This window comes from Peribacillus sp. TH27 (genome assembly GCF_016650915.1).
GTDB classification, from domain to species: Bacteria; Bacillota; Bacilli; order Bacillales; family DSM-1321; genus Peribacillus; species Peribacillus butanolivorans.
The window spans coordinates 5448781-5461336 of the sequence record NZ_JAEKEV010000002.1 but is presented as its reverse complement, the minus strand read 5'-3'; the positions used below and the strand labels follow the sequence as shown (position 1 = coordinate 5461336).

Here is a 12556-nt window from a genome sequence, read left to right as displayed (position 1 = left end):
TATGACCATCGAATCGCAAGTAAATCTACACTCGTCTTCTCCCTTGAAAAACCTTAACAAGTATAAGAATGACCGCTATGATAAGCAATATATGAATAAAGCCCGCGGCCACTTTAAACACTAAACCAAGTACCCATATTAATATTAATGCCCCTATTATCGTCCAAAACATTATAATCTTCCTTTCTTCTCAGTCATATTCATCATCTGACTCCATAAATTTCACTTCCGTGATGATGAGTTCCTGCAAAAGTTTCAACCTTAAATTTACATTACCCATTTCTGCCACTTACAAACCATCTAGCGAATGAACAGAAAAATATTACATATATCTGTTAATGCTGTAAAAGATAAAAAGGTATAAAGTAATTCTTCCTGCAGCTGAGAAACCTACTAGAAGGCACAATAGTAAGTTTTTTAAATAGGTTCCACAGCTTTAATAAGACAAATAACAAAGGAGACGTTTATTCATGAAAAAGTTTTTAGTCATTTGTTTTGCCGTTTGTTCTCTATTCTTGTTAAGTTTGAATCACCCGGCTTCAGCAATGGATACTCAAAAATCTGATAAACCAGAAAGCGTACAATTCACCGATGCCCAAAAGGCAGAACTCGCAAAAATCCAACAGCAGATTCTGGCGGACAAAAAGAAATTAATTGAAAAATACGTAGAGTTCGGGGCACTTTCCAAGGAAGAAGCCGATAAAATGTTTTCACACTTTGAAAAGCATTATAAAATGATGGAAGAACACAATTTCCAAATTCCGCCTCACCGTCCACATACACAACACAAGTCTAATTAATCAAGGAAACAACCTATTAACAATTTATTTATCCATATATCTTGATCAATCCGTCCATTATAAAAAGGTCGGATTTTTTCAAATCCTTCGTTTCTCAATAAATAATACTTAAGAGTTAAATATTTACTAAAGGGTTTATATTTCTCTTTAGCGAAATACATAACTATGAGAAACATGAAAGGGTGAAAAGCATGAACAAAATAGGAATAGCAGCAAAAGACTTATTCCACTTGAAATCAGCGACCGATCCAAAGTTATCACCTGATGGTAGCATGGCGGTTTATGTTCAAACAAGAATTGATGAAAAAACAGAAAAATACGTTTCCAACTTGTATATGTTCAGCTTGATTACGAATGAAACACAGCAATGGACATTTGGAGAAAACCGAGACACATCTCCATGCTGGTCCCCAGATGGAAAGAATATAGCCTTTATATCAGACCGGTCAGGAAAAAAACAAGTCCATTTAATCTCTACCGTTGGCGGGGAATCTCAACAAATAACCCATTTTATCAACGGAGCAACAAATCCGATTTGGTCCCCGTGCTCTACAAAGCTGTTACTTTCAACCGGGTTAAAGGAGGGTGAAGCCCTTTTTACTGTGGAAGAAGAAAAGGACCTGTCCAAAGAAGTTCAGCGCTATGACCAACTTAAGTATAAATGGGATGGCAGAGGCTATTTTGATCAGCTATATCAACAGCTTGTTATAGTAGATATAGAAAAAGACGAAACCATCTTGCTAACAAAAAATAACATCGATTATCGCCCAAATGCCTGGTCTCCTGACGGGAAGAAGATTGCTTACATATGCGGAGAAGCTGAAAAAAGCGATGACGATCTTTTCAGCGATATTTTTATCATGGATCTTGAAACAAAATCTTCAAAGAAAATAACGGGCAGTTCTGGTTTTTTTAAAGATCCGAAGTGGTCTCCAAATGGTCAGTATCTCTCCTTCATTGGTCATAACAAAGAGTTTGCCGGGGCTACCTTTTCAAAAATTTGGCTATACTCTATGTTTGATCAAACCATACAGTGCCTGACGGAAGGATGGGACGTTCAAATAGGAGATTCTGCAATCGGCGATTTCCAAATTGGGGCAGTAGACCCAGGAATTTTATGGACAAACGATAGCCAAGGCTTTTATTTTTTAATAAGCGATTATGGAAATACCGGAGTTTATTATGGATCGATTGAAGGAGCCATGTATCCATCAATCCTTGACCCACAGCATATATACGGTCTAACCATAGATCCTGAAAGTCACCGTGCCATTGTCGCCATCAGTACACCTGTTCATCCCGGTGACCTTTTTGTTTATAACCTTACGAATGGAGAAAAAGCACAAATCAGTTTTGTAAATGATGAATTTTTACAGCATAAATATTTATCACAACCTGAACCTATTTCTTTTCCATCTGTTGATGGGCTTACCATCCACGGCTGGATTATGAGACCGACCGAATTTAAAGACAACCAAAAGTATCCACTCATTTTAGAAATCCATGGCGGGCCACATATGATGTATGCTAATAGTTACGTTCACGAATTCCAGACATTGGCTAATGAAGGTTATACTGTCTTATTCACCAACCCACGTGGGAGTGTGGGATACGGTCAGGACTTTGTTAATGCATGTCGAGGAGATTATGGAGGAATGGATTATAAGGACTTAATGGCCGCTGTAGACTATACTTTAGCGACCTATGATTTTATAGACCATGAAAAATTAGGAGTATCCGGCGGCAGTTACGGAGGGTTCATGACAAACTGGATTGTCGGTCATACGAATCGTTTCAAGGCAGCTGTGACTCAGCGCTGCATCAGTAATTGGCTAAGCTTTTATGGCGTAAGCGACATTGGCTATTATTTTACGGAGTGGGAAATTGAGGGTGATATTTTTGACTCGGCGGATAAATTGTGGCAACACTCGCCCTTAAAGTATGTCTCTAATGTGAATACCCCTTTGCTTTTACTGCATGGCGAAAAGGATCATCGATGCCCAATTGAACAGAGCGAACAATTTTTTGTTGCTTTAAAACGACAAAAGAAAGAAGCTCAACTCGTTTCATTTCCAGGAGAAACCCATGAAGTATCGCGAAGCGGTTCTCCAAAGATGCGTCTTCAACATGTTGAAGAAATCAAAGGTTGGTTCAATAAATATTTTTAAAAACAAAACTCTGTTAGCAAAAGCTAACAGAGTTTTGTTTTTAGTGTTGAATTTGATCTCTGTCCTCGGAAATTGAACTTAAAGCATTTCCCGCAATTGAATTTGTCTGATGGTGTACAGCAAGATCACCTAATGCTACAACTCCGACCAGCTTGTCATTTTCAACTATAGGGAGCCTTCTGATTTGTTCATTCCCCATTAAATCCTCTGCTTCTTCTACGGACATATCAGGGGTGCCTGTTACAAGATCCGTGGAAATAACATCGGTTATTCTAGTTGAATTCGGCTTTTTCTCGGCAACACAACGGATAACGATATCCCTGTCTGTAATGACACCAATTAAATGGTTATTCTCCAATACAGGAATGACTCCAACATCAGCATCCTTCATTTTGACTGCTGCTTCATATATATTATCTTCCACAGTGCAACAGTCCACGTCTGTTGTCATAATTTCTCTTAGTGTAGTCATAGAAACCCCTCCATTTAGCAATAGTTGCTTGATTATTGTTGACAATTTAAAAGATATTATTCAAAACCCCAATAGCATTCAATTCACATACTTACCATAATCCGGTCTAGCTATTTTCATCTTTTGGGGAGCCTACAAAAATAATATTAACAATTTGAATCGGAGACAATAAATATCATCTTTAACAATTTTAACTTCTCACTGGAAACTGAAGTCATTGGAAGGAATTTTTCATTCAAATGAAGATCATCCATTTTATCTACTTAAAAGGATACCCTGTAAAAAAAAATAAAAGACAGCCTTGATTTTTACAAAGCTGTCCTTACTTAATAAACATCCCTTCTGGTAAATACTGCAAAAGAAACAATCAAAGCAAGCGCCCACCAGACTAAAAGAGTAATGACGGAGGATAATAAGGTCATTCCCTCAATAGGTGGTGCTGTTCCGCTAACATAAGTGGTTAATTTTAAATTTACCATAAAGAAGTACTTCGCCGATTCCCATGACGACACCATATTGTTCAAAATAGCCCCTGATATGAGTGCCGCAAGCATTATGCCCATACCCGCAGGTGTACTTCGAACTAAAACCGATAACATGAAAGAGAGAGTCCCTACAACTACTGCTACCAGCCAGACAAGCCCCATATCCATTAATAGAAATCTCCATTGCTCAACTATTCTAACCTGACTGACATCCACATCGCTGCCATTCAATCCAAAACCGGTTATTACAGGGGCTTCCCATCCATGATACCCAAAAACAAGTCCCGATAAAAAATATGACAATAACGCTGTCATAGCCACGATAATAGAAACGGACAATAATAATGTCACATATTTGCTCATTAGTATTTTCCAGCGATTCACTGGTCTTGTAAGCAGTAGTTTAATCGTGCCCTGACTGTTTTCGAAAGAAACCATATCGCTTGCTACAATCATGACCAGCAGTGGGATGAACAAATCAATAGCATTTTCTAAAAACATACGCGTAAATGTCGTGGCCCCTGGTTCTGAAGGGTTAATGTCATGATCTAGGTAATATTGCTGCTGTTTTAAACTTACCTGGAGCTGTTCACGCCACTCATCTAGCATCCTGTTTGATCCTAACCGATTTTGGGTATCAATGATTTGCTGCTGAAGAGCTGCACGCCAATCATCCGTACCTAACTTCTCCTGTTGCTCTTTCACTTGTTTGTATTGCGCATATGTAAACATCAGCACTAAAACACCCACAATGATACCAATGATGACTAACCGTTTCTTTGCCAGAAGCTTCATCATTTCATTTTGGATCAGGTTATTCAATACCAGCACCTCCGCCACCAGTTATTTGTAAAAATAACTCTTCCAATCCCGGAAGCTTACGATTCATTTCATACACCTTTACACCAGCTTCGTTAAGTGCAGCATTCCACTTAGGCGTTTCATGTTCATTAAAAGCTGTAATGATATTGTCCTGATCTACGGTAATTTCCGTAAAACTGCTAAGAATTTCTTTTCCCTTTTCTAAAGGCCACACCCGCCAAATTAACCGCTCTTGAGTGGTTAATAAACTTTCCACCGTATCGGTTTGAATAATCTCTCCACTTTTAATGATGGCCACCCGGTCACATAGGAGCTGGATTTCACTTAATAAGTGGGAAGAAACCAGAACACTCATCCCTTCTTCTTCCGCAAGCTTTCTAATGAATTGGCGCATTTCACGAATTCCAGCAGGATCTAGGCCGTTAGTTGGTTCATCCAAGACCAATACCTTTGGACGGTTCAGCATTGCCTGAGCTATCCCTAGACGCTGCCTCATACCTAAGGAATAGGTTTTCACTTTATCGTAAATTCTCGATTGTAGACCGACGAGTTCCACTACCTCATTGATCCTTGACTCTTCAACATCAGGTAGCATTCGTGCAAAATGAAGCAAGTTATCCCAGCCGTTCAAAAAAGGATATAGCTCTGGATTTTCAACTATACATCCCAGATGTTGCATCGCTTTCGTGAAGTCCTGGCGCACATCATACCCACATATTTGAATGGATCCTGAAGTTGGCTTTATCAAACCGACCAACATGCGAATCGTCGTCGTTTTTCCAGCTCCATTCGGTCCAAGAAAACCAAAAACCTCTCCTTCATTTAACTCAAAATCTATTCCCTTAATAATTTCCCGTTTACCAATCCTTTTTTTCAGGCCCTTAACAGACAATGTCACATTACTCATTATTTCTCATCCTCCCATTGTATTAAAGGAGCAACCCTATCAGCAATTAAACGATATCCTGCCTTGTTTGGATGAAATTTGTCTGAATACAAATAGTCATTGACCGACAATTGAAACAAATCAAATGTAGGAACAAAAATAGCATTTTTATAAAGAGCCACCACTTCAGCGGTTTCATTATTCCAGTCCCGGACAATTCGGTTTGTATCAAAATCTTCATCCAACTCTATGAATGGATTATATAAGCCAATCAATAAAATGGCTGCCTTATCATTGACATTATTGATTTCTTTAAAAATGGTATTCAAGTTTTCCAGATAATTCTCTTGTAACTCAGAAGTCGCAGTAAGATCATAATCAAACAGGGTTTGGCCTTGTTGAAATAAATCGTTCCCGCCAATAGTAATTAAAATAACATCAGCTGTATGCAATTGGCGTTTCACTTCCGTTTGTTTCACCTGCTGCACCAATTCTTGAGACACTTGTCCATTAATCCCAAGATTATGAATAAGCGGTTTGCTATTATATTTACTTTCCAAATCTTCCACGACAAGGCCGACATAGCCCTTCCCTGTTTCATCACCAGTTCCGCGCGTCAACGAATCCCCTAATGCAACTACTGTAAAGTCTTCGGGGAGGTTCTTTTCAATGGGGTTTGTTTCATTTAAACCTATATCAGAAGCCTTTTTTCCATAATAATCAATTATCGCCCATCCAAGACAAAATAAAAAAAACAGTCCGATAACTACTGATACAACGGTAACAGCGAGCACTTTGGTTTGGCTCAATAACACTCATCCTTCCATACATTCTCTTCCTTCCATTAAAACATATTATTTCCAAAAATAAAAAACTGAATGGGTCTCATTACAAAAACAGAGGAAATCACCACACCGTAATTCTGCTCTTTTTGACAAATACGTTGTAAGCAAGTGTTCGAAAATATTATGCCAGGCACTGAAGTTAGCCCTATAGGAACTGCAGCAAGAGGTGAAAAATGAGCAGTGGCCAACGCAACACCTAACTTCTTTTGTCCCCAGATTTACTTTTTCTTTAAAAATAAAATTAACGATAAGAACTAATTTCTTTATCTTTTTAATACTTTTTTTATTTTTCTTAGCTACATCAGACGCTGAATCAAATACACAATTATACATTAATAATCTCTATGGGATTTTCAGTAAAATACTAAACCTTTTTGCAATAAAATATTTCCACTGAAAATAGACCTATTCGCTATAACGAATAGGTCTATTTAATAAACAAAACAATATATAAAATACACCTTCATGCTGAACAAAATTATTTCCAAAAAATAGTTTTCATTCTTCCAGGTACTTTCTCAAGCCTCATGAGCCACACTGTTAGAAGCATCCCCATAAGTGTGAGCAAACTGTAAAATAAGTACACCATATAAATCCCTGATTTATCCAAGATTATTCCGCCGCTAAAGGTACTGAACCAGTTACCTAACCCATTACCTATTGCAGAATAAAGCGTTACTGCAGTAACTGTTATATGAGGTGGGACGACTTCTCTAATATATTGTAAAGCTGCAGGAATGAATAACCCCAGTGAAAAACCTTGGATCATGGAAGTCACATATACTATTGCCAAACTTGGTTCCGTAAAATAAAACAACCAACGAACCAACGAAGCAATTCCAGCTAATAATGTGATTGGCAGCAGGCCTAATTTATTTATCCAGCTGCCTGCCATTCTCATAAATGGTATTTCCGACAATACAGCTAGCAGGAATGCAATACCAATTCCTGTATATGTCCCGCCCCTTGCCTCAACAAATAGGCCATAATAGACATTATTAGCAAGGTTAGGGCCGAAGATTAGAAATGTTACAGCAAGAAAGATTAGGAAACGTTTCATTGTTAACAGTTCTTTCATCCCACTGAAAAGTTTTGCCTTTACTTGAGGAGGCTCTTCAGGCAAGCGTAAAGCTAGAAGTGCCGCAATTAATAGGCCGATAAAAAAGGCGTAAAATATAACAGAAGGACCAATAAATGATTCCGATAACTTTCCCATTACAAAAACAGCCACACCAAAACCAAGCGAACCGAATAAACGTATTTTTCCATAATTCGATTTGATTCTTGTTGTATATTGAAGGGTAATACTATCTGAAACCGGTATAATGGCACTTTGAAAGATTGCCAATACAACTGCGACTGATACTAAAAGTAAATAGGGTTCGAAGAGCAAGTATCCTAAGCCAAACAAACCAGCGAGCAACGATGTCATTGCAAGAATTTTAGCAGGTTTTCCGCTCCAATCACAGACAATACCCCAAATTGGCTGAAAAACGATCATTACTATCGGCCCGACAGACATAATAGTACCTATTTCAATTCCATTTAACCCTGCCTCATTTGCTAAATAAACACTTAAGAGCGGTGTTAAACTTCCCACAGCAAAAAACGAAAAAAGATAAAAAATCTTCAAACTTAAGATATTAGCTTGTTTTTGTTTTTCCAAATCCAGTATCCCCCATGCGGTCATCTTCTTCAAAATTATCATATACATGCATCAAATACCAGATATTATACAAGCCCCACTTTTTCGATTCCATCATTGGAAAAATCCTTTACTATTTCCATAGGAAGGACAATATTAAAAACTGTACCTTTGTTAACTTCGCTTTCTACAAATACTCGCCCTAGGTGGCTTTCAATGATTTTAAAGCTAATCATAAGTCCTAACCCATTACCGGATTTTTTCGTCGTGAAAAATGGTTCTCCAATCCTCCTGAGCTGATCGGGTGGCATACCAACTCCCGTGTCGATTATGGAGATATGTACTTTCTCTTCTTTAAGTTCTGTAACGACTTTTATTTCTCCCCCGTCAGGCATTGCTTCTATCCCATTTATAACAAAGTTCAATAAGACTTGTTTTAAACGATTCTCATCACATCGAATTAGGATTTCCTCGTGATAACAATCAAAGAAGAGAATAACATTCTTCTTCCGTGCATCAAACTCTGTTAGAGATAAAACATTTTGAATAATTGGTACTATATTCTTCGTTTCCAAAATCAGGGACTGCGGTTTGGATAGTTCTAAGAATTCTTCAACTATCTCATTTACACGGTTAATCTCATCCATAATAATTCCCAAATACTCAAGTCTATTTTCATCTTTTTCATCTAATTGTAAGTATTCAGTATACCCTTTCATCGAGGTAAGTGGATTCCGAATTTCATGTGCGACACCAGCAGCAAGCTGGCCGACTGCAGCTAGTTTATCCTGTCGATGAAGCATCTCTTCTGTTTGTTTACGCTCCGTTATATCATACCTAAGCGCCAAAAACTGAAATGGTTTACCTTCCACAGTGTAAAATGGAACGATTGTTGTATCGACCCAATAATAACTGCCATCTTTCGCTCTGTTTCTAATTTCACCATTCCATACTTTACGATTTTGAATGGTCTTCCACATATCATCGAAGAATTCCTTTGAGTGATATCCGGAATTAACCAATTGGTGAGTATGACCAATTAACTCACTTCTCTTGTACCCGGAAACTTCTGAGAATTTATCGTTTACATCGACAATGATCCCTTTCTCATCGGTAATCGCCACTATGGATGATTGGTTAATAGCATAATACATATCCTCTAATTCCTTAATTGAGACCCTTAGGTCGCTTTCCGCTCTTTTTCGACGGGAAATATCCGAACGAATTGAAATATATTGATATGGTTTTCCCTTTTTCATAAATGGTACGATTGTAGTATCCACCCAATAAATCTCGCCATCTTTTGCCCGATTACAGATTTCCCCATTCCACGTTTTTCCTTGTTTGATTGTGCACCAAAGGTCAGCGAAAAACTCTTGAGGATGATAACCCGAATTAATGATAGAATGACTTTTTCCAATCAGTTCATGTTCTTCATATTGTGAGATTTCTATAAATTTTTCGTTAACATATGTAATGATTCCTTCTGCATCAGTTATAGCTACAATAGAAGATTGATCCAAAGCATAACGGATATCACTCACTGTGCTATCACTCTTTGCCAAACGCCTTCCAACAATCGTGCTAGAACCAATTAAACTGGCAAGGATAAATAACGAAACAAAACTGACTAGATATAAAATAAACGGGCTAAGTTGAACAAATTCATTTTTCTCCTTTTCTCCAGTAACCGGAAACACTCTCAAAAAAAGAAAATACCCTTCGATGATTGCCGCACTCATAATCAGTGTACTGACTGGCTTAAGGGAAGATTGACTTACTTTATTTATATAAAATAAGACTAACAGTGAGATTAAAAATAAGCTAAAAATAATGAGTAGTGTAATAACAAGTAACAAAGGGTTAAATTGCACAGAGTTGTTTAAAACAAACATGCCCATTATATAATTCGACAAAATCGCCATGGTAAACATAAAACTGCAAAAAATCATTTGTAGTAACTGTTGTTTATAAGAAATAGCTAATAATCCTACCCCTGCAAGAACAACCCCTATTGCTAATGAAAGCATTATCGAAGCAAAATTGTACGATGCCATTCCCGTATTCTCAAAAGTAAAAATGACCACAAAATTAAGCGTCCAGATAGCTACTCCCATAGAGCAAATGCTCCCTACATACAAAAGACGTTTGTATTTTACTATTGTAATTAATGTTGTCAGTAAATCTAACGCTGTATAACACGCCATAAATACCAACAGTACGGCAATCATAAAAAGGATAGGATTAAATGATACTATTGATTGTTCCATTGTTTACATTGTCACCTCTGTCATTCTATTCTCCTATATTGTAATGGAAATATGTTGTACCTTAAAGACTTTTATTTCCTAATACCTATCTATTTACATATACTATCTTCCTGCTCATCATTTTTCTAAAGAAAAAGAGAAGTTTTTTTAATAAATGCAGTAAAATGAGAAATACTATTCTTCTGTATAGAGTAAAATAGAAAGGGCTTGTGAATTGACAAGCATTCATATACGGTTTTTTATTGCATGAAACACTTAAATGTACAATTACACTGGTTATTATTTAAAAAGTATATTAATTAAGAATGTTAATTTCTTTATTTAATTATACCTATAGGTTTATAATTAAATAGTACATATATAGAGAGAAGGAGTGGGGGCATGATTATGTCAGACTTGGCAAATACAAATACAACAGAAATTATGCAAAAGAAGACCCAGCATAAAAAATTAACACTAAGGCAAATATTACAAAGAGGTCTTTTAATTACAATCGGTGCTGTTTTAATGGCTGTCGGCCTCGAGATTTTTTTAGTACCAAATAATGTAATAGATGGTGGTATAACAGGTATATCTATTATGCTATCTTATATCACGGGCTGGAAGCTCGGTATCTTTCTTTTTGTTTTGAATCTCCCTTTCTTTTTTATCGGTTATAAACAAATTGGAAAAACCTTCGCATTATCTACTCTATATGGGATTTTAGTCCTTTCCATAACCACTACATTGCTTCACCACGTACCAGCTTTCACTCAAGATATCCTCCTTGCGTCCGCTTTTGGCGGAATGATTCTTGGAATTGGTGTTGGAATGGTTATTCGATATGGCGGTTCTCTAGATGGAACAGAAATTCTAGCTATTCTAGCTAGCAAGAAGCTTCCTTTTTCTGTTGGAGAGATTGTCATGTTCTTTAATTTATTCATCCTTGGCAGTGCTGGCTTTGTTTTTTCATGGGACCGTGCCATGTATTCGATTATAGCGTATTTCGTAGCTTATAAAACGATGGATATTGTTATCGCTGGTTTGGATGAATCTAAATTTGTTTGGATTATCAGCGATGAGTTTGGAGATATCGGTGATGCAATTATGAGTCGGCTTGGTCGAGGTGTGACCTTTTTAGCTGGCGAAGGTGCTTATTCGGGAGACGATAAAAAGGTTATCTTTTGTGTAATAAATCGCCTTGAGGAAGCAAAGCTTAAAGATATAGTCAAAAGCTTTGATCCATCTGCCTTCCTTGCAGTCGGAGATATTGCTGAAGTTCGTGGGGGCCGGTTCAAGAAAAAGGATATTCACTAATCTTCCTTATCTTTAATTTTTCTGGCTTTTTGCTACATCTACTTAAATAAGCAAAAAGATAAAAAAAGCTGAAGGGGAATCCCCCTTCAGCTTTTTTTATAAAGACTTAATAGTTTCTTGGATTGTTGATTGCTTGAAGCATTCTAGTGCCGGGTTTCATTTCGCTGCCACATAGTGGACAAACGTGCTCATCATTACTTGTAAAGTTATCGCGGATCCAGCCTTTACAATCTTCTGATGTACATTCCCACACCTTTGTTTCTTCAGGAATGATTTCTTCCGTATTATTTCTTCTATACATGTATCTCACTCCTTAGAATTGAATTGACTCCGTCCTGCATAACAGATCCCAAGCCATAAAGATAAAAGAAGAATAGATGGCGATTAATCTAAATAATTGTGAGTAAACACTCATTCACTTATCTAAGATTTGTTGTTATTCTATACACTCAAACTCATTGAGTGGAAAGAACTTGAGATCACAACCATGAATTTTTAGTATCCCAGAAACCATTATATCATATATATGCATATTATAATTGAGTAAAACTTCTTATGAAGAAATGAAAGCCATTATTCTTTATATCCTCGTATCCATAGATCAGATAATCATGAAACACAGTCTCTGATTTCCCTAAGGCAATCAAGACTGCTTTATTGAAGAATCAATTTCACATGATTCTTCCTGCTCATTCGAATGAATAGAATGCGAATCAAGCATGAGAGTAATTTTAGTGCCAAAACCTAAAACAATGAAAGCCCTGCCTCTCTCCCATCCATACGGTTCCTAGACCGTGCCTGATAGAATCAGATAAAAGCTTGTAAGTACATGTTTATTAATTAAAACCGTCCGTAATTCCAATTGGG

Annotated in this window: 11 protein-coding genes and 1 pseudogene; 3 read left to right on the top strand and 9 right to left on the bottom strand. The window is 37.1% G+C overall.

Annotated elements, in window-relative coordinates:
* Positions 1 to 25: 25 nt before the first annotated feature.
* The gene (locus JFU24_RS27735) at positions 26 to 172 is read right to left on the bottom strand and encodes a lmo0937 family membrane protein (protein ID WP_116820598.1); all 147 of its coding nucleotides are present in this window, start codon (positions 170 to 172) and stop codon (positions 26 to 28) included.
* Positions 173 to 470: 298 nt separating this feature from the next.
* Here JFU24_RS27735 and JFU24_RS27730 point away from each other — a divergent pair, with 298 nt between their 5' ends.
* Positions 471 to 800: a YckD family protein gene (locus tag JFU24_RS27730; protein ID WP_201224097.1), complete on the top strand. Its 330-nt coding sequence runs from the start codon at positions 471 to 473 to the stop codon at positions 798 to 800.
* Between the two features lie 191 nt (positions 801 to 991).
* On the top strand, positions 992 to 2968 hold the full coding sequence (locus tag JFU24_RS27725; protein WP_201250783.1) for a S9 family peptidase: 1977 nt from the start codon (positions 992 to 994) through the stop codon (positions 2966 to 2968).
* Positions 2969 to 3008: 40 nt separating this feature from the next.
* Here JFU24_RS27725 and JFU24_RS27720 read toward each other — a convergent pair whose 3' ends face one another.
* The 7 genes and pseudogenes from JFU24_RS27720 to JFU24_RS27695 all read right to left on the bottom strand — a co-directional run bounded on the left by JFU24_RS27720 (position 3009) and on the right by JFU24_RS27695 (position 10393).
* Positions 3009 to 3440 (bottom strand): CBS domain-containing protein, encoded by a 432-nt coding sequence (locus JFU24_RS27720; protein WP_201185302.1) that lies wholly within the window; start codon positions 3438 to 3440, stop codon positions 3009 to 3011.
* Positions 3441 to 3766: 326 nt separating this feature from the next.
* A complete protein-coding gene (locus tag JFU24_RS27715) occupies positions 3767 to 4747 on the bottom strand; it encodes an ABC transporter permease (RefSeq protein WP_201185303.1) in 981 nt (326 codons plus the stop codon).
* Positions 4740 to 5654, bottom strand: a complete 915-nt coding sequence (locus JFU24_RS27710; protein ID WP_201185305.1) for an ABC transporter ATP-binding protein — start codon at positions 5652 to 5654, stop codon at positions 4740 to 4742. Before JFU24_RS27710 ends, JFU24_RS27715 begins: the two co-directional genes overlap by 8 nt.
* The gene (locus JFU24_RS27705) at positions 5654 to 6442 is read right to left on the bottom strand and encodes a GDSL-type esterase/lipase family protein (protein WP_201224091.1); all 789 of its coding nucleotides are present in this window, start codon (positions 6440 to 6442) and stop codon (positions 5654 to 5656) included. Before JFU24_RS27705 ends, JFU24_RS27710 begins: the two co-directional genes overlap by 1 nt.
* A 45-nt stretch (positions 6443 to 6487) precedes the next feature.
* Positions 6488 to 6678 (bottom strand): annotated as a pseudogene (locus JFU24_RS30460) (hypothetical protein); the annotation flags it as partial.
* Positions 6679 to 6956: 278 nt separating this feature from the next.
* Positions 6957 to 8144 (bottom strand): MFS transporter, encoded by a 1188-nt coding sequence (locus JFU24_RS27700; RefSeq protein ID WP_242485404.1) that lies wholly within the window; start codon positions 8142 to 8144, stop codon positions 6957 to 6959.
* Between the two features lie 65 nt (positions 8145 to 8209).
* Positions 8210 to 10393: a PAS domain S-box protein gene (locus JFU24_RS27695; protein ID WP_201250782.1), complete on the bottom strand. Its 2184-nt coding sequence runs from the start codon at positions 10391 to 10393 to the stop codon at positions 8210 to 8212.
* A gap of 387 nt (positions 10394 to 10780) precedes the next feature.
* Between JFU24_RS27695 and JFU24_RS27690 the strand changes: the two genes are divergently transcribed.
* Positions 10781 to 11689 carry a YitT family protein gene (locus JFU24_RS27690; protein ID WP_053346480.1) on the top strand — a complete coding sequence of 303 codons (909 nt, stop codon included), beginning with the start codon at positions 10781 to 10783 and terminating at the stop codon, positions 11687 to 11689.
* Between the two features lie 106 nt (positions 11690 to 11795).
* Here the strand turns inward: JFU24_RS27690 and JFU24_RS27685 are convergent, their stop codons facing one another.
* A complete protein-coding gene (locus JFU24_RS27685; RefSeq protein ID WP_053346481.1) occupies positions 11796 to 11990 on the bottom strand; it encodes a cold-shock protein in 195 nt (64 codons plus the stop codon).
* Between the last annotated feature and the right edge of the window lie 566 nt (positions 11991 to 12556).

Coding starts and splice junctions, on each gene's coding strand:
- JFU24_RS27735 (WP_116820598.1), bottom strand. CDS start 172: ATGTTTTGGACGATAATAGGGGCATTAATATTAATATGGGTACTTGGT.
- JFU24_RS27730 (WP_201224097.1), top strand. CDS start 471: ATGAAAAAGTTTTTAGTCATTTGTTTTGCCGTTTGTTCTCTATTCTTG.
- JFU24_RS27725 (WP_201250783.1), top strand. CDS start 992: ATGAACAAAATAGGAATAGCAGCAAAAGACTTATTCCACTTGAAATCA.
- JFU24_RS27720 (WP_201185302.1), bottom strand. CDS start 3,440: ATGACTACACTAAGAGAAATTATGACAACAGACGTGGACTGTTGCACT.
- JFU24_RS27710 (WP_201185305.1), bottom strand. CDS start 5,654: ATGAGTAATGTGACATTGTCTGTTAAGGGCCTGAAAAAAAGGATTGGT.
- JFU24_RS27695 (WP_201250782.1), bottom strand. CDS start 10,393: ATGGAACAATCAATAGTATCATTTAATCCTATCCTTTTTATGATTGCC.
- JFU24_RS27690 (WP_053346480.1), top strand. CDS start 10,781: ATGTCAGACTTGGCAAATACAAATACAACAGAAATTATGCAAAAGAAG.
- JFU24_RS27685 (WP_053346481.1), bottom strand. CDS start 11,990: ATGTATAGAAGAAATAATACGGAAGAAATCATTCCTGAAGAAACAAAG.